This is a genomic window from Ancylobacter sp. GW821-FHT10E12 (assembly GCF_058809335.1).
The window spans coordinates 1-15,908 of the sequence record NZ_JBXASN010000014.1 but is presented as its reverse complement, the minus strand read 5'-3'; the positions used below and the strand labels follow the sequence as shown (position 1 = coordinate 15,908).

The window sequence follows — 15,908 nt, the reverse complement described above, 5'->3', positions numbered from 1 at the left end:
GATTGAACCGAACACCTCAACCGGCTAGACCAGAGAATGGAAAAGCCGTCCGGCGCGGCCGACCCAATAAGATGAACCCCTTGATGGGGCTCCGCTTTCAAACTCGTCAGCATTTCCATACAGGCTACGATCGTGCGACTGGGGCACGTTCAACGAGCGGGACTTCCGACATGACGAAATGGGTGTACACCTTCGGCGACGGCGCGGCGGAAGGTGCGGCGGACATGCGCAATCTGCTCGGGGGCAAAGGCGCCAACCTTGCCGAGATGTCCAATCTGGGCCTCCCGGTTCCCCCCGGCTTCACTATCTCCACCGAGGTCTGCACCTCCTATTACGCCAACGGCAATGTCTATCCGGCCGAGCTGAAGGGCCAGGTCGAGGACTCGCTCGCCTATGTCGGCGCCCTGGTCGGCAAGACCTTCGGCGACCCGGCCAACCCGCTTCTCGTCTCGGTGCGCTCGGGCGCCCGCGCCTCCATGCCCGGCATGATGGACACGGTGCTCAATCTCGGCCTCAACGACGTGACCGTCGAGGCGGTGGCGAGCGCCTCGGGCAATCCGCGCTTCGCCTATGACAGCTACCGCCGCTTCATCCAGATGTACTCGAACGTGGTGCTCGACTTCCCGCACCATCATTTCGAGGAGGTGCTGGACGGCTTCAAGAGCGACAACGGCTACAATCTCGACACCGACCTCTCCGCCGACGACTGGAAGGAGATCGTCACCCGCTACAAGGCGCTGGTCGCCCACGAGCTCGGCAAGCCGTTCCCGCAGGACCCGCAGGACCAGCTCTGGGGCGCCATCGGCGCGGTGTTCGGCTCCTGGATGAACCAGCGCGCCATCGTCTATCGCCGGCTGCACGCCATCCCCGAGAGCTGGGGCACCGCGGTGAACGTGCAGGCCATGGTGTTCGGCAACATGGGCGACACCTCGGCCACCGGCGTCGCCTTCACCCGCAACCCGTCCACCGGCGAGAACGCGCTCTATGGCGAGTTCCTGATCAACGCCCAGGGCGAGGACGTGGTGGCGGGCATCCGCACCCCGCAGAACATCACCGAGGTCGCCCGCATCGACGCCGGCTCCAACAAGCCCTCGATGGAGAAGGCGCTGCCGGAGGTCTATACCGAGTTCATCCGCATCGCCGGCGTGCTCGAGGGCCATTACCGCGACATGCAGGATCTCGAATTCACCGTCGAGACCGGCAAGCTGTGGATGCTGCAGACCCGCTCGGGCAAGCGCACCGCCAAGGCCGCGCTGCGCATCGCGGTCGAGCTCGCCAATGACGGCGTCATCACCCGCGAGGAGGCCATCTCCCGCGTCGATCCCGCCGCGCTCGACCAGCTGCTGCATCCGATGCTCGACCCCAAGGCCGACAAGACGGTCATCGGCTCCGGCCTGCCGGCCTCGCCGGGCGCCGCCTCCGGCGAGATCGTGTTCTCCGCCGACGACGCCGAGCTGCTGAAGTCGCAGGGCCACAAGGTGATCCTGGTGCGCATCGAGACCTCGCCGGAAGACATTCACGGCATGCACGCCTCGGAAGGCATCCTCACCACCCGCGGCGGCATGACCTCGCACGCCGCCGTGGTGGCGCGCGGCATGGGCAAGCCCTGCGTCTGCGGCGCCGGCACCATCCGCGTCGACTATGCCGCCGGCACGCTCTCCTCCGGCGGCGTCACCCTGAAGAAGGGCGACATCCTCACCATCGACGGCGGCACCGGCCAGGTGATCGCCGGCGCGGTGCCGATGCAGCAGCCCGAGCTCTCCGGCGAGTTCGGCACGCTGATGGGCTGGGCCGACGGGGTGCGCCGCCTCAAGGTGCGCGCCAATGCCGAGACCCCGCTCGACGCCCGCACCGCCAAGAATTTCGGCGCCGAGGGCATCGGGCTGTCGCGCACCGAGCACATGTTCTTCGAGGCCGGCCGCATCCGCGCCGTGCGCGAGATGATCCTCGCCGACGACGAGAAGGGCCGGCGCACCGCGCTCGCCAAGCTGCTTTCCGCCCAGCGCTCCGACTTCCAGGAGCTGTTCGAGATCATGGACGGGCTGCCGGTCACCATCCGCCTGCTCGACCCGCCGCTGCACGAGTTCCTGCCGCATACCGACGCGGAGATCGCGGAAGTGGCGGAAGGCCTCGGCGTCAGCGCCGCCAAGCTCGCCGCCCGCAAGAAGGAATTCGACGAGTTCAACCCGATGCTCGGCTTCCGCGGCTGCCGCCTCGCCATCGCCTTCCCGGAGATCGCCGAGATGCAGGCGCGCGCCATCTTCGAGGCCGCGGTGGCGGCGCAGAAGACCACCGGCAAGCCCGTGGTGCCGGAGGTGATGGTGCCGCTGATCACCGGCAAGCGCGAGTTCGACCTCGTCAAGGAGGTGATCGACGCCGCCGCCAAGAAGGTCGAGGAAGAGACCGGCGAGAAGGTCGAGTACCAGGTCGGTACCATGATCGAGCTGCCGCGCGCGGCGCTGAAGGCCGGCGAGATCGCCGAGACGGCGGAGTTCTTCTCCTACGGCACCAACGACCTCACCCAGACCGTCTACGGCATCTCGCGCGACGATGCCGGCACCTTCCTCGGCACCTATATCAGCAAGGGCATCTTCGAGGTCGACCCGTTCGTCTCGATCGACATCGACGGCGTCGGCGAGATGGTGAAGATCGCCACCGAGCGCGGCCGCGCGGTGCGCCCGAAGCTGAAGCTCGGCATTTGCGGCGAGCATGGCGGCGACCCGGCTTCCGTGGCCTTCTGCGAGGAAGTCGGGCTCGACTACGTGTCCTGCTCGCCCTTCCGCGTGCCGATCGCCCGCCTCGCGGCGGCGCAGGCGGCGCTGAAGACGCAGGCCGCCTCGCAGGCCTGACGCCGCAGGCATCGATGACGCGATGGCCGGGCCTGTCCCGGCCATCTGCTTTTTTGGACAATCCCGACGGGGGAGACGCATCGCATGCTGCCGTCCGACGCCGCGCTGGTGATCATCGATCTGCAGAAGGCCATCGACCATCCGCGCTGGGCCAGCGAGGGGCCGCGCAACAATCCCGACGCCGAGGCGGTCATCGCCCGGCTGCTCGCCGCATGGCGCGCGGCGGGCCGGCCGATCTTCCATGTCCGCCACGATTCCACGCGGCCGAACTCGACCTATCGTCCCGGACAGCCCGGCCACGACTTCAAGCCGGAGGCGATGCCGCTTCCCGGCGAGCCGGTGATCGCCAAGCAGGTGCACAGCGCCTTCATCGGCACCGACCTCGAGCGCCGCCTGCGCGATGCCGGCATCGCGACGCTGGTCGTTGCCGGGGTGATCACCAACAATTCCGTCGAGGCGACCGTGAGGATGGCCGGCAATCTCGGCTTCGACGTGCGGCTGGTCGAGGATGGCTGCTTCACCTTTGCCCGCCGCGACCATGCCGGGCGGCTCAGGAGCGCGGACGAGGTGCATTCCCTGTCGCTGGCGAACATGGACGGCGAGTACTGCACGGTCGTGCGCGCGGCGCAGGTGCTGTAGGGGGGCGTCGGGAGGCGGTCATCCAAGCCCGAAGAACAGGGCCAGCAGCCGGTTGACCGACATCATGGCGTCGTCGTCCAGCCGGCCGAAAACCGGACCGAGCCGCTCGCGCCGCACCGTCATCGCCTTGTCGATCATGACCTGCGAAGGCGCCCGCAATCCATTGCCCGGCGTCGGCTCCACCGGCAACCGCAGAAGAGGCGCCTCGACCAAAGTGCCCGTGATCAGCAGGACTGTCACGGTCGCGCTGTCGGCAAAGGCATCGGATTGAATGACGAGGGCCGGCCGCGGCTTGCCGAAATCACCGGCGAGCGCCACGGTGACGAGATCCCCGCGCGTCATTCGTCGTCGAGATCGGCAAGCGCCGCGTCGAGGAAGCCCCCGAGTTCACGGTCCGCGCGATCCGCGTTCGCGACCGCCCGCGCCTGCCGCCTGCATTCGTCGGCGAAGCCGGGGCGGCGGGTATCCGGCACCCAGAGCTGGACAGGGCGAAGGCCGGAGGCGCGCAGGGCCTCTCGGCGCTTCTGCACGCGGGCGCGTGTGGACGTGGGCATGGCGGCACCTCCAGAGAGTGCGTTACATGTAACGTAACATCTCCCCCATTTTCTTCAATGGCCCGGCGCACGAGAAAAGAGGGCGGCTTGCGCCGCCCTCGAAGAACTTCAGGCGTACTGGATCAAAACCCAGATAACGGCTTTTCCCTTATAAGGGGGAAAAACATTACCCTTCGCGATCGGGGCCGTCGTAGTCTCCCTTAGATCGTCCACCTTCCAAACGCCGCTAGTCGGGCACCGCTCGCCCGTCTTTCCCTTTAATGCACTCATGACACACCTTATCGTGAATCAAGACCAAGACACGGTCAGGCCTTGACGTTCACGCCGCGACAAAACAATAGTCGCGTGTCCAATGGCGAACGCCGCCCACGGCCCGACCAGGTTAACGTGGGCTCGGACGCAGGCCGTTCGAAGTTGCCGCTTCGAACGGCCTATTTGCGTCCTGATGTCAGCTAAGGCGACTCGCGACTTCGCGTCAAGACATAGTCAAACCCCATCCCTAGAGACACTAACTCTTGTAGGTTGTGGATATCGTGGATAACGGGGATTAAGTATTCATTTCCTATACTATCCCCTCACCGCCGCGCTGCCGCCTTCAGCCGGTACAGTGCCTCCAGCGCCTCGCGCGGGGTCATCTCGTCGGGGTCGATGCCGGCCAGCGTCGCCTTCACCGCCTGCGCCGCCGGGTCCGCCTTCGCCGCCTCCACGGAAGCCGCCGGCGCGCGGTTGAGCGCGGCGAAGAGCGGCAGGTCGTCGAGGATGCGCTGCGTCGGCGCCGCGCGGTCGGCGTCCTCCAGCTCGGTCAGCACCGCCTTGGCCCGCGCCACCACGCTGGCCGGCAGGCCGGCGAGGCGCGCCACCTGGATGCCGTAGGAGCGGTCCGCCGCCCCCGGCACCACCTCGTGCAGGAAGATCACCTCGCCCTCCCATTCCTTCACCTTCACCGTCGCGTTGACGAGGCGGGGCAGCCGCTGCGACAGCGCGGTCAGCTCGTGGAAATGGGTGGCGAACAGGCCGCGGCAGCGGTTCGCCTCGTGCAGGTGCTCCAGGCTGGCCCAGGCGATGGACAGGCCGTCAAAGGTCGCAGTGCCGCGGCCGATCTCGTCGAGGATGACCAGCGAGCGCTCGCTGGCCTGGTTGAGGATGGCGGCGGTCTCCACCATCTCCACCATGAAGGTCGATCGCCCGCGCGCCAGGTCGTCGGCCGCGCCGACGCGCGAGAACAGCCGGTCGACCACGCCGATATGCGCGGCGCGCGCCGGCACGAAGGCGCCGGCCTGGGCGAGGATGGCGATCAGCGCGTTCTGGCGCAGGAAGGTCGACTTGCCCGCCATGTTCGGGCCAGTCACCAGCCAGATGCGGCCGGAATTCGCGCGCTCCGGCGGGGAGAGATCGCAATCATTGGCGACGAAGGGGCCGCCATCGCGGCGCAGCGCCTGCTCCACCACCGGGTGGCGTCCGGCCTCGATGCGAAAATCCAGCCCGCCATCGACCTCGGGCCGCACATGACCCTCCTCCACCGCGAGGCGCGCGAGCCCGGCGGTGACGTCGATGACGGCGAGCGCGCCGGCGCAGGCGCGGATCGCCTCGGCCTGTTCGAGAATGGCTCCCGCGAGCCGGTCGAAGATCGCCTGCTCCAGCGCCAGCGCCCGCTCGCCGGCGCTGGCTATCTTCGCCTCCAGCTCGCCGAGTTCGGTGGAGGTGAAGCGCATCGCCCCGGCCATGGTCTGGCGATGCACGAAGACGACGTCGAAGGGCGGCTCGCGCAGCCGGTCGGCATTCTGCTGGCTCACCTCGACATAATAGCCGAGCACCGCATTGTGCCGGATCTTCAGCGCCCGGACGCCGGTCTCCTCGACATAGCGGCGCTCCAGCGCCGCCACCACGCGGCGGCTTTCGTCGCGCATGGCCCGCGTGGCGTCGAGATCGGCATCGAAGCCGGCGCGGGTGAAGCCGCCGTCGCGGCGATAGGGCGGCAGCTCGTCGGCGAGCGCGCGCGCCAGCAGGGCGGGGAGCGCCGGGTCGACCGCATCGAGCAGGGCGGCATTGGCGGTGAGTTCCTCGCCCACCTCGCCGGCGCGCAGCAGGCCGGCAATGGCGGCACCCTCATGCAGCCCGCGGCCGATGGCGGCGAGGTCGCGCGGGCCGGAGCGGCCGAGCGCGATGCGGGCGAGGGCGCGGGCGAGGTCCGGCGCCCCGGCGAGGCGCTGCTGCAGCGAGGCGCGCAGGGCGGAATCCTCGACCAGGCTCTCCACCGCGTCGAGCCGCGCGGCAATCTTCGACGGCCCGGTCAGCGGCTCGGCGAGGCGGCGGGCGAGCAGGCGGGCGCCGGCCGAGGTCACGGTGCGGTCGACCGCGGCATTCAGGCTGCCGGCACGGTCGCCGGTGGTGGTGCGCAGGATTTCCAGGTTCGCCCGCGTCGCCGGGTCGATCACCATGATGTCGGAGGCCGCCTCGCGGGAGGGGGCGGCGAGCGGCGGGCGCTGGCCGAGCTGGGTGCGCTCGATATAGGCGACCACCGCGCTGGCGGCGGTGAGCTCGACGCGGGAGAAGGCGCCGAAGGCATCGAGCGTCGCCACGCGGAAAAAGCCGGCGAGGCGGCGCTCGGCATTGGCCCCGTCGAAGCTTTCCTTCGGCAGCGGCGTCACCGCCGGCAATGTGCGCCAGATGTCGCGGAAATCGGGCTCATCGTACACCTGATCGGACAGCAGCAACTCGGCCGGCTCGACCCGCGCGAGGTCGGCGGCGAGGCGGCCGGAATGGGTCTCCAGCACCCGGAAGCTGCCGGTCGAGATGTCGGCGAAGGCGAGCGCGTAGACATAGCCGTCCTCGCCCGCCCCCTCGCCGCCCCTGAGGCGCGCCAGCGCGGCGAGCACGTTCTCGCGGCGGGCGTCCAACAGCGCGTCCTCGGTCAGCGTGCCGGGAGTGACGAGCCGGGTAACGTCCCGCCGCACCACGCTTTTCGGCCCGCGCTTCTTGGCTTCCGCGGGGTCCTCGGTCTGCTCGCAGACGGCGACGCGGTGGCCGAAGGCGATCAGCTTGTGCAGATATTCCTCGGCGCGCTCCACCGGCACGCCGCACATCGGGATGTCCGCGCCCTGGTGCTTGCCGCGCTTGGTCAGCACGATGCCGAGGGTGCGGGAGGCTAACTCCGCGTCTTCAAAGAACAATTCGTAGAAATCGCCCATCCGGTAGAACAGCAGGCTGTCGGGATTGGCGGTCTTGATCTCGATATATTGCGCCATCATCGGCGTGACGCGCTCGACGTCGCCGGTCGGCTTGGGAGCGGCGGTCGGGCTGGCGGGAGTCGGGTTCGCATCCATGGCGCGACGCTGGCAGAGGCGGGGCCTCGAGTTCAAGGGCCGGGGCGGCTTTTCCCCGCCTTACAATGCAAGGCCGCGCAATGCTTCCGGGTCCATCAGCCACATCAGCCGCCCGGCGGCGGTGCGGGCCAGCCGGAGCGTCAGCGCCCGGCGGGAGGCGGCGGGCAGCGGATGATGCGGCGCCTCGCGGATGAGCGCCGCGCCGAAGCCGTCGGCGACCAGGATGCCGGTATCCTCCGGCAATATCTCCAGCGGGAAATCCGGCCCGACGGCGAAGAACAGCCGGTCGCAGAAGGCACGGTATTCGCTCCATTTGCGGTCGGCGCGGAAATCGGCGACCGACGACTTGATCTCGATCACCCACACCTCGCCCTTGCTGTCCAGGCCGGCAATGTCGGCCCGCCGCCCGGTGGCGAGCACGAATTCCGGCAAGCCGACCAGGCCGCGTGCCGCCACATAGCGCAGCGCGCCGCGCTGGATGGCGCGCGCCGCTTCCGATTGGCGGCCGTCCGGCGGCAGGACGAGATCGTTGAGGGTGCCGTGCATGTTTGTACCCTATACGTTCTCGCCGCCGGAAGAAAAGCCCCGTTATCACCCCGGATCGACTCATCTATAAGCGGACGTCGATCCTCTCCGGCGTTCCGCTCATGTCGTCCGCACATCCCCCCGCCGAGCCAGAGCCCGAACGCCCGGTGCCGACGTTGCGCGAGCTGTTTCTCGGCTTCCTTTCGGTGGCGGTGGTGGCGTTCGGCGGGGTGCTGCCCATCGCCCGGCGCGCGGTGGTCGAGCGCTACAAATGGGTGGATTCGAACGAGTTCATCGAGCTGGTCGGACTCGCACAGTTCCTGCCCGGCCCCAACATCGTCAACCTGTCGGTCGTGATCGGCTCGCGCTTCCGCGGCGTGCCGGGGGCGATCGCGGCGTTCTGCGGCCTGACGCTGGTGCCGGCCGTCTTCGCCATCCTCGCCGGCATGCTGTTCGCCCGCTATGGCGGCATCCCGGCCGTGGCCGACCTGCTCGCCGGCCTTGCCGCCGGCGCGGCGGGCCTCGTCATCGCCATGGCCGGGCGAATGGGCGAGACGCTGTGGCGCCGGCCGACCGCGCGCGGGCTCGGCATCGCCGCCGCCGCCTTTGTCGGCATCGCCGTGCTCGGCCTGCCCCTGGGGTGGGTGATGCTTGCCCTGGCACCCGTCTCCGTCGCGCTCGCCTGGTGGGCCCTGCGATGAGCGGAGACGATCCGCTCGGCCAGCTCGCCGTCCATTTCGCGATCATCTCGCTGCTTGCGGTCGGCGGCGCCAATGCGGTGCTGCCGGAAATGCACCGGCAAGTGGTCGAGACCGCCGGCTGGATGACCGACGTGCAATTCGCCCAGACCTTCGCCATCGCGCAGGCGGTTCCCGGACCGAACGTGCTGGTGGTGACGCTGATCGGCTGGCACGTCGCCGGGCTGGCGGGGGCGCTGGTCTCCACCATCGCCATGTGCGGGCCGACCTGCGTGCTCGCCTATTATGTCGGCGGCGCCTGGTACAGGTTCCGCGAGGCCCGCTGGCGCCGCGCCATCCAGGGCGGCCTGGTGCCGCTCACCATCGGCCTCATCGCGGCCAGCGGCTATCTGCTGGCGGAAGGCGCGGCGCGCTCGGTGCCCACCGCGCTCTATACCGCGCTCACCGTGCTGGTATTGAGCTTCACCCGCATCAGCCCCCTATGGATGCTGTTCGGCGGCGGCGCGCTCGGCGTGCTGCGGCTGATCTGACCGCCTCACGGCTTGATGGCGGTTGCGTCTTCGCCGCGCGCGAAGGGCGGCAGCTCCGGGCCGGCAAGCGCCGATGCCGGCATCGGCTTGACCGTCCCGGCAGCGAGGCGGCGCACCAGCGCCAGCGCACTCATCAGCGCCAGCACCCCGAAGGCGACCGCACCCAGCGCCTGCCCGGCCAGCACGCCCTTGGCCCCCCAGTAATGGCCGCCCAGCACGACGAAAGGAACCACGCCCAGCGTCGCCCGCCCCCAGTTGAACACGGTGGAGAGCAGCGGCGCACCAAGATTGTTGAAGGCGGCATTGGCGACGAACAGCGTGCCGAGGAAAATGAAGCTGCCGGCGGCGTAGAGGCAGAAGAAGGCGACAAGTTCCACCCCTTCCGCCGACAGCCCGAACAATCCGGCGATCTGATAGCGCCCCAGCGCCATCAGCGCCCACACCGCGAACACATAGGCGAGAGTAAGCACCAGGCTGTCGAGGATGGCCTGCCGCACCCGGTCGTAGCGACCGGCGCCGACATTCTGGCCGATCACCGGGCCGATGGCGCCGGTCAGCGCGAAAAGCGGGCCGAACGCCACCGGGATCAGCCGCCCGACCACCGCGAAGGCCGCCACCGCCGCGTCGCCATGGCCGGCCAGCGCAAAGGTGACATAGGCGTTGCCGACCGGGGTGGCGAGATTGGTCAGCACCGCCGGCACCGCGATGCCGGAGAGCGGGCCGACATCCCTCAGGAAATCGCGCAGCCGCGGCCGGCTGGCGCAGCGATGGATGCGCACCACGGCATGAAGCCCATAGGCCGCCATCACCACCCGCGAGATCACCGACACCGCCGCCGCGCCCTCGACGCGGAAGTCGAGCACCAGGATGAGCAGCGGGTCGAGGGCGGCCGTCACCAGCCCGCCGGCCAGCGTCACCATCATGGAGCGCCGCGCATCGCCGAGCCCGCGCAGCGTGCCGGAAGCCGCCATGCCGAGGCCGAGCAGCGGGGTGGAGGGCAGCACCAGCAGCAGGAAGTCGCGGGCGATATCCAGCGTGCGGCCGCTCGCCCCGAGCCAGCCGAGCATGGGCCCGATGAACGGCATCATGAGGCCCACGGTCAGCGCGGTGGCGAGCGTCATGTAGAGGAAGGCCGACGTGGAGATGCGCGCCACATCCTCGCGCCGGCCGGCGCCGATGGCGCGCGAGACCAGCGCCGAGCCGGCGATCATCACCCCGATCGCCGCCGAGGTGGTGAAGAACATCACCGTACCGGCATAGCCGATGGCGGCGGCGAGCTCCTGCTCGCCGAGCAGCGAGATGTAGAAAAGGTTGAGCAGATCGACGACGAACACCGCCACCAGGCCGACCGAGCCGGCTGCCGTCATCACCGCCACATGGCGAAACGTCGAGCCGGTGACGAAGCGGGCCTGCGAATTGGCCTGGGAAGGGGGTGCCGTCTGCATGGCCGGGCTTATCGCATGTAACCGCGCAAGTCGGATAGGCACCTGCGGATAGACACCTGCGGATCGGCGTCCGCAGACAGGCGGCCACGCACGACGATTGAGAAGCGTCATCAAAATCGGCTAGAAGGTCCGGCCGCCGATGACCCGCCGAGGGATGCCGAGCCCATGTCCGATACCACCACCGATACGAACACCGATTCCATCCTGCCCGACGACCACGCCAAGGCCCGCGTGCTGGTGCAGGCGCTGCCGCATATGCAGCGCTACGACGATGCCATCATCGTGGTGAAATATGGCGGCCACGCCATGGGCGACGAGCAGGTGGCGCGGGACTTCGCGCAGGACATCGTGCTGCTGGAGCAGTCCGGCGTGAACCCGGTGGTGGTGCATGGCGGCGGGCCGCAGATCGGCGCCATGCTGGCCAAGCTCGGCATCAAGTCGGAATTCGCCGCCGGGCTGCGCATCACCGACAAGGCCACCGTCGAGATCGTCGAGATGGTGCTGGCCGGCTCGATCAACAAATCGCTGGTCGGCTTCATCAACGAGGCGGGCGGCAAGGCGCTCGGCCTGTCCGGCAAGGACGGCAACATGGTGATCGCCTCCAAGGTCACCCGCAGCGTCATCGACCCGGATTCCAACATCGAGCAGGTGATCGATCTCGGCTTCGTCGGCGAGCCCTCGCAGGTCGACACCACCGTGCTCGACCAGATCCTCGGCCGCGAGCTGATCCCGGTGCTGGCGCCCGTCGCCACCGGCGCGGAGGGCGGCACCTTCAACGTCAATGCCGATACGTTTGCGGGCGCCATAGCGGGCGCATTGGGCGCCAAGCGGCTGCTGCTGCTCACCGACGTGCCGGGCGTGCTCGACCGCAGCAAGAACCTGATCAAGGAGCTGTCGATCGCCCAGGCACGGGCGCTGATCGCCGACGGCACCATTTCCGGCGGCATGATCCCGAAGGTGGAGACCTGCATCTACGCGCTGGAACAGGGCGTCGAGGGCGTCGTCATCCTCGACGGCAAGGTGCCGCACGCGGTGCTGCTGGAACTGCTCACCGACCATGGCGCCGGCACGCTCATCCGCCGCTGATCGCGTCCTGGGGCGAGGCGCGCAAAAACGTGCCTCGCCTGCGTCCGCTCTCTTCGCTATGGATGGCTTCATGTCCGATGCCATCCATAGCGGGTCCGCACCCGTCCCGACCGCCGCCGAGCCCGGCACCCCCGCTCCGCCCCGCGATTTCGCCCGGGTCGACACCTGGGTGTTCGACCTCGACAACACGCTCTACCCGCCCGGTCTCGACCTGTGGCGGCAGATCGACATCCGCATGCGCAGCTACATCGCCGACTATCTCGGCCTATCGCTCGACGACGCCTTCGCGCTGCAGAAGGACTATTACCGCCGCTACGGCACCTCGCTGCGCGGGCTGATGATCGAGCACGGCATGGACCCGGACCCGTTCCTCGCCAATGCCCATGCCATCGACCTCAGCAGCCTCGACCCGGCGCCCGAGCTCGGCGAGGCGCTCGGCGCCCTGCCCGGCCGCAAGCTGGTCTATACCAACGGCTCGCGCCGCCATGCCGAGCAGATACTGGAGAAACTCGGCATCTCCGGGCATTTCGCCGACGTGCACGACATCGTCGCCGCCGAATTCCATCCCAAGCCGCAGGAGCCGGCCTATCGGCGCTTCCTCGACGCCCATGACGTCGATCCGGCCCGCGCGGCGATGTTCGAGGACCTCGCCCGCAATCTCGAAGTACCGTTCGCGCTCGGCATGCGCACCGTGCTCGTGGTGCCGCGCGGCCTCACCGTCAGCCCGGCCGACCGCGAGGCGTGGGAGCACGAGGGACGCGACGCCCACCATATCCAGCACGTCACCGACGACCTGCCCGGCTTCCTGCGGGCGCTGCGTGGCGCATTGGATCGGAACAACGCCCGTTGACACGAGACCGTTGACAGGCGCCGCGCGCGTCGCAACAAGACCTCGCCAATTAGCGGGAGTGACCAACATGTCGAGCGAGCTGAAGACCATCATCGAGGACGCCTTCGAAAAGCGGGCGGAAATCGGCTTCGACACCAAGGGGGCGGTGCGCGAGGCGGTGGGCCAGGCGCTCGGCCTGCTCGACGCCGGCAAGGCCCGCGTCGCCGAGAGCGGCGACAACGGCCACTGGACGGTCAACCAGTGGCTCAAGAAGGCGGTGCTGCTCTCCTTCCGCCTCAACGACATGACCGCCATTCCCGGCGGCCCCGGCGGCGCCACCTGGTGGGACAAGGTGCCCTCGAAGTTCGACGGCTGGGGCGAGACCGAGTTCCGCGCCGCCGGCTTCCGTGCCGTGCCCGGCGCCATCGTGCGCCGCTCGGCCTATATCGCGCCGAACGTCGTGCTGATGCCCTCCTTCGTCAATCTCGGCGCCCATGTCGGCGAGGGCTCGATGGTCGATACCTGGGTGACGGTGGGCAGCTGCGCGCAGATCGGCGCGCGGGTGCATCTCTCCGGCGGCGTCGGCATCGGCGGCGTGCTGGAGCCGCTGCAGGCCGGCCCGGTGATCATCGAAGACGACTGCTTCATCGGCGCCCGTTCCGAGGTCGTCGAGGGCGTCATCGTCCGCAAGGGCTCGGTGCTCTCCATGGGCGTGTTCATCTCGGCGACCACCAAGATCGTCGACCGCGCCACCGGCGAGGTCTTCGTCGGCGAAGTGCCGGCCTATTCGGTGGTGGTGCCCGGCTCGCTGCCCGGCAAGCCGCTGCCGGACGGCACGCCCGGCCCCTCGCTCTATTGCGCGGTGATCGTGAAGCGGGTGGACGAGCAGACCCGCTCGAAGACCTCGATCAACGACCTGCTCCGGGATTGATCGCCAGAAAGGACCGGCCCATGAGCGTGCTGCAGACCTCCCCGTCCGCCGATCCCGTCGAGATCGCCCGCGCGCTCATCCGCTGTCCCTCGGTGACGCCCGAGGAGGGCGGCGCCCTCGCCTATCTCGAAGGCGTGCTCGGCGCGGCGGGCTTCAAGGTCCACCGCGTGCGCCTCTGCGCCCCCGACACGCCGGATATCGAGAACCTCTATGCCCGCTTCGGCACCAAGGGGCCGAATCTCTGCTTCGCCGGCCATACCGACGTGGTGCCGCCCGGCGATTCCGCCCATTGGCGCTTCCCGCCCTTCGAGGGCGCCATCCATGGCGGGCTGCTCTACGGGCGCGGCGCGGTGGACATGAAGGGCGGCGTCGCCGCCTTCGTCGCCGCCGCGCTCGACCTCGCCGCCGGGCATGGCGATGCGCTTCCCGGCTCGATCTCGCTGCTGCTCACCGGCGACGAGGAAGGCCCGGCCATCAACGGCACCGAGAAGCTGCTGCGCTGGCTCGCCGACCGCGACGAGCGGCTCGACCATTGCGTGCTCGGCGAACCCTCCAGCCGCGCCGTGCTCGGCGACATGGTGAAGATCGGCCGGCGCGGCTCGCTCTCCGGCACCCTCACGGTGCATGGCCGGCAGGGCCATGTCGGCTATCCGCATCTGGCCGAGAACCCGATTCCGGGCATGATGCGCCTGCTGGCCGGCCTCACCGCCGAGCCGCTCGACCACGGCACCGCGCATTTCCAGGCGTCGAATCTCGAAGTGGTCTCGGTGGATGTCGGCAACCCGGCCTTCAACGTGATTCCGGCGCAGGCGGCCGCCCGCTTCAACATCCGCTTCAACGAGCTGTGGATGCCCTCGACGCTGCGGGCGGAGATCGAGCGCCGCCTGACCGCCGCCGCCGGCAACGCGGTGCGCTTCTCGGTCGCCTTCGAGGAACGCTCCTCCGACAGCTTCCTCACCGCGCCCGGCGACTTCGTCGACGTCGTGGTCGCGGCGATCAAGGAAACCACCGGGCGCGCGCCGGAGCTTTCCACCACCGGCGGCACCTCGGATGCACGCTTCATCAAGGATTACTGCCCGGTGGTCGAGTTCGGCCTCGTCGGCACCTCGATGCATGCGGTGGACGAGGCGACGCCGGTGGACGAACTGCACGCCCTCACCCGCGCCTACAAGGATATCGCCACGCGCTATTTCGCCGCCTTCGGGCGCTGAATTGCGGGCCGGCACTTGAGGCCGGTCGCTTGCTCTCCGGTCACTTGCTCTTCAGCGCCGGCGCCAGCGGGTCGCCGGTCGGCAGCGACTGCTGATAGCCGTCGGCCTGTACATGGCCGCTGATCCTGACGCAGGTCGAGGTGCCCGACAGCCGGGTGAAATCCTTGCCGAAGCTGGCGCAGAGCGGATCGGGGCGCGTCTCGCCATCCATGGCCGGCGCGCTGCCCGGCGGCGTGCTGGTGGCACCCGCGGCCAGCACCGGCGCCGCGCCCGTCAGCAGCACCACACCCGTCAGCAGCACTGCGGCGGCGGGCTCCAGCCGCAGGCGACCATCGAACCATCCCCGACCCATCGCATCGCTCCCTGAGCCCCACGGCTCCCCACGCCGCCGCACGCGTTTCGACTGTCCCACCCGATTGCGGCCCGATCCGGGCAACGCGGCCGGTTCCGCGTCGGGCGCCCCCCATCCGCCCGAGCCGGATGAGAGGGCGGCATGTGCTTCAGACCGTCGAATCCCAAGCACTCTCTCATCGATCCGGTCATTCCGCCGCCGTCGAAACGGCTCTAGCATGAACCCGATTCGATATGGGCGCGGGAGAGGTCGGCATGGCGGACGAGACGGTGCGGCCGGTTCTGGCGGTCTCCACCGCGGTGTTCCGCGACGGGCTGGTGCTGCTTGCGCGGCGCGGCGCGGCGCCGATGCGCGGCCTGTGGTCGCTGCCCGGCGGCCGGGTGGAGCCCGGCGAAACGCTGGCCGAGGCCGCGGCGCGGGAGATGATGGAGGAGGTCGGCGTCGCCTGCCGCGTCCTCGGCGTCGCCGGCGCGCTCGACATCATCCGCCGCGACGCGACCGGCGCCGCCATCGCGCATTTCGTGGTGATCAGCCATGCCGGGCTGTGGCTGTCCGGCGAGCCGGCGACCGGGCCGGAGGCGTCGGAGATCGGCTGGTTTCCACCGGATGCGCTGCCGGCGCTGGAGACCACGGACGGGCTCGCCGGCATCGTCGCCGCCGCCCACGCGCTGATCGCCCGCTCTTGACGCCGCAGCCGGGCCGGATCACGACAAGCTGCATGACACGCTGCCCGGACCTCCCCGCCCGCCCGCTTCCGAAAAGCCTGCGCCAGAAAAGTTTGCGCCAGGCAAGTTTGCGCCAGGTAGGCCTGCGCCTGACATGGCTGCGTCCGACGTGGCTGCACCTTGCGGCCTTCGGCATCGCCCTGGCGCTTGCCGGCCCCGCCTGTGCCCAGACGGCGCCGGCCGCCTCCGGCAAGGCCGCGCCCGCCGCGCC

General features: G+C 69.4%; 16 protein-coding genes. 9 read left to right on the top strand and 7 right to left on the bottom strand.

Annotated features, from left to right (window positions below; genetic code table 11):
* Nucleotides 1-170: 170 nt before the first annotated feature.
* Together ppdK and AC1RU4_RS18445 are read left to right on the top strand one after the other, a co-directional pair.
* Nucleotides 171-2,849: a pyruvate, phosphate dikinase gene (ppdK, locus tag AC1RU4_RS18450; RefSeq protein WP_492892583.1), complete on the top strand. Its 2,679-nt coding sequence runs from the start codon at nt 171-173 to the stop codon at nt 2,847-2,849.
* An 84-nt stretch (nt 2,850-2,933) separates the two neighbouring features.
* Entirely contained in the window at nt 2,934-3,488 is a 555-nt protein-coding gene (locus AC1RU4_RS18445) for a cysteine hydrolase family protein (protein WP_492892582.1), read from the top strand.
* An 18-nt stretch (nt 3,489-3,506) separates the two neighbouring features.
* Here AC1RU4_RS18445 and AC1RU4_RS18440 read toward each other — a convergent pair whose 3' ends face one another.
* The 4 genes from AC1RU4_RS18440 to AC1RU4_RS18425 form a co-directional block, all read right to left on the bottom strand.
* Nucleotides 3,507-3,830 carry a type II toxin-antitoxin system PemK/MazF family toxin gene (locus tag AC1RU4_RS18440; protein ID WP_492892581.1) on the bottom strand — a complete coding sequence of 108 codons (324 nt, stop codon included), beginning with the start codon at nt 3,828-3,830 and terminating at the stop codon, nt 3,507-3,509.
* On the bottom strand, nt 3,827-4,042 hold the full coding sequence (locus AC1RU4_RS18435) for an antitoxin MazE family protein (protein WP_492892580.1): 216 nt from the start codon (nt 4,040-4,042) through the stop codon (nt 3,827-3,829). The genes AC1RU4_RS18440 and AC1RU4_RS18435 overlap by 4 nt, the downstream gene beginning before the upstream one ends.
* A 575-nt stretch (nt 4,043-4,617) precedes the next feature.
* The gene (gene mutS, locus AC1RU4_RS18430; protein WP_492892579.1) at nt 4,618-7,365 is read right to left on the bottom strand and encodes a DNA mismatch repair protein MutS; all 2,748 of its coding nucleotides are present in this window, start codon (nt 7,363-7,365) and stop codon (nt 4,618-4,620) included.
* A gap of 60 nt (nt 7,366-7,425) precedes the next feature.
* Nucleotides 7,426-7,911 carry an MmcB family DNA repair protein gene (locus AC1RU4_RS18425; protein ID WP_492892578.1) on the bottom strand — a complete coding sequence of 162 codons (486 nt, stop codon included), beginning with the start codon at nt 7,909-7,911 and terminating at the stop codon, nt 7,426-7,428.
* 101 nt (nt 7,912-8,012) lie between these two features.
* Between AC1RU4_RS18425 and AC1RU4_RS18420 the strand changes: the two genes are divergently transcribed.
* Nucleotides 8,013-8,591, top strand: coding sequence for a chromate transporter (locus AC1RU4_RS18420; protein WP_492892577.1), 579 nt, complete (start codon nt 8,013-8,015; stop codon nt 8,589-8,591).
* A complete protein-coding gene (locus AC1RU4_RS18415) occupies nt 8,588-9,118 on the top strand; it encodes a chromate transporter (RefSeq protein WP_492892576.1) in 531 nt (176 codons plus the stop codon). The genes AC1RU4_RS18420 and AC1RU4_RS18415 overlap by 4 nt, the downstream gene beginning before the upstream one ends.
* Nucleotides 9,119-9,123: 5 nt before the next feature.
* Here AC1RU4_RS18415 and AC1RU4_RS18410 read toward each other — a convergent pair whose 3' ends face one another.
* Entirely contained in the window at nt 9,124-10,563 is a 1,440-nt protein-coding gene (locus AC1RU4_RS18410) for an MATE family efflux transporter (RefSeq protein WP_492892575.1), read from the bottom strand.
* A gap of 165 nt (nt 10,564-10,728) precedes the next feature.
* Here AC1RU4_RS18410 and argB point away from each other — a divergent pair, with 165 nt between their 5' ends.
* The 4 genes from argB (at nt 10,729) to dapE (ending at nt 14,620) form a co-directional block, all read left to right on the top strand.
* The gene (argB, locus tag AC1RU4_RS18405; RefSeq protein WP_492892574.1) at nt 10,729-11,649 is read left to right on the top strand and encodes an acetylglutamate kinase; all 921 of its coding nucleotides are present in this window, start codon (nt 10,729-10,731) and stop codon (nt 11,647-11,649) included.
* A 70-nt stretch (nt 11,650-11,719) separates the two neighbouring features.
* Entirely contained in the window at nt 11,720-12,499 is a 780-nt protein-coding gene (locus AC1RU4_RS18400) for a pyrimidine 5'-nucleotidase (protein WP_492892573.1), read from the top strand.
* 67 nt (nt 12,500-12,566) lie between these two features.
* On the top strand, nt 12,567-13,409 hold the full coding sequence (gene dapD / locus AC1RU4_RS18395) for a 2,3,4,5-tetrahydropyridine-2,6-dicarboxylate N-succinyltransferase (RefSeq protein ID WP_492892572.1): 843 nt from the start codon (nt 12,567-12,569) through the stop codon (nt 13,407-13,409).
* 20 nt (nt 13,410-13,429) lie between these two features.
* Entirely contained in the window at nt 13,430-14,620 is a 1,191-nt protein-coding gene (gene dapE, locus AC1RU4_RS18390; RefSeq protein WP_492892571.1) for a succinyl-diaminopimelate desuccinylase, read from the top strand.
* 40 nt (nt 14,621-14,660) lie between these two features.
* On the opposite strand, the gene AC1RU4_RS18385 is transcribed toward dapE, so the two are convergent.
* The gene (locus tag AC1RU4_RS18385; protein WP_492892570.1) at nt 14,661-14,972 is read right to left on the bottom strand and encodes a hypothetical protein; all 312 of its coding nucleotides are present in this window, start codon (nt 14,970-14,972) and stop codon (nt 14,661-14,663) included.
* A gap of 254 nt (nt 14,973-15,226) precedes the next feature.
* Here AC1RU4_RS18385 and AC1RU4_RS18380 point away from each other — a divergent pair, with 254 nt between their 5' ends.
* The gene (locus tag AC1RU4_RS18380) at nt 15,227-15,658 is read left to right on the top strand and encodes an NUDIX hydrolase (protein ID WP_492892569.1); all 432 of its coding nucleotides are present in this window, start codon (nt 15,227-15,229) and stop codon (nt 15,656-15,658) included.
* A gap of 18 nt (nt 15,659-15,676) precedes the next feature.
* Here AC1RU4_RS18380 and AC1RU4_RS18375 read toward each other — a convergent pair whose 3' ends face one another.
* A complete protein-coding gene (locus AC1RU4_RS18375; RefSeq protein ID WP_492892568.1) occupies nt 15,677-15,793 on the bottom strand; it encodes a hypothetical protein in 117 nt (38 codons plus the stop codon).
* Nucleotides 15,794-15,908 lie beyond the last annotated feature (115 nt).

Coding starts and splice junctions, on each gene's coding strand:
- mutS (WP_492892579.1), bottom strand. CDS start 7,365: ATGGATGCGAACCCGACTCCCGCCAGCCCGACCGCCGCTCCCAAGCCG.
- dapD (WP_492892572.1), top strand. CDS start 12,567: ATGTCGAGCGAGCTGAAGACCATCATCGAGGACGCCTTCGAAAAGCGG.
- dapE (WP_492892571.1), top strand. CDS start 13,430: ATGAGCGTGCTGCAGACCTCCCCGTCCGCCGATCCCGTCGAGATCGCC.
- AC1RU4_RS18415 (WP_492892576.1), top strand. CDS start 8,588: ATGAGCGGAGACGATCCGCTCGGCCAGCTCGCCGTCCATTTCGCGATC.
- AC1RU4_RS18410 (WP_492892575.1), bottom strand. CDS start 10,563: ATGCAGACGGCACCCCCTTCCCAGGCCAATTCGCAGGCCCGCTTCGTC.
- AC1RU4_RS18380 (WP_492892569.1), top strand. CDS start 15,227: ATGGCGGACGAGACGGTGCGGCCGGTTCTGGCGGTCTCCACCGCGGTG.
- AC1RU4_RS18445 (WP_492892582.1), top strand. CDS start 2,934: ATGCTGCCGTCCGACGCCGCGCTGGTGATCATCGATCTGCAGAAGGCC.
- AC1RU4_RS18385 (WP_492892570.1), bottom strand. CDS start 14,972: ATGGGTCGGGGATGGTTCGATGGTCGCCTGCGGCTGGAGCCCGCCGCC.
- ppdK (WP_492892583.1), top strand. CDS start 171: ATGACGAAATGGGTGTACACCTTCGGCGACGGCGCGGCGGAAGGTGCG.
- AC1RU4_RS18435 (WP_492892580.1), bottom strand. CDS start 4,042: ATGCCCACGTCCACACGCGCCCGCGTGCAGAAGCGCCGAGAGGCCCTG.
- AC1RU4_RS18420 (WP_492892577.1), top strand. CDS start 8,013: ATGTCGTCCGCACATCCCCCCGCCGAGCCAGAGCCCGAACGCCCGGTG.
- AC1RU4_RS18425 (WP_492892578.1), bottom strand. CDS start 7,911: ATGCACGGCACCCTCAACGATCTCGTCCTGCCGCCGGACGGCCGCCAA.
- AC1RU4_RS18440 (WP_492892581.1), bottom strand. CDS start 3,830: ATGACGCGCGGGGATCTCGTCACCGTGGCGCTCGCCGGTGATTTCGGC.
- argB (WP_492892574.1), top strand. CDS start 10,729: ATGTCCGATACCACCACCGATACGAACACCGATTCCATCCTGCCCGAC.
- AC1RU4_RS18400 (WP_492892573.1), top strand. CDS start 11,720: ATGTCCGATGCCATCCATAGCGGGTCCGCACCCGTCCCGACCGCCGCC.
- AC1RU4_RS18375 (WP_492892568.1), bottom strand. CDS start 15,793: ATGTCAGGCGCAGGCCTACCTGGCGCAAACTTGCCTGGCGCAAACTTT.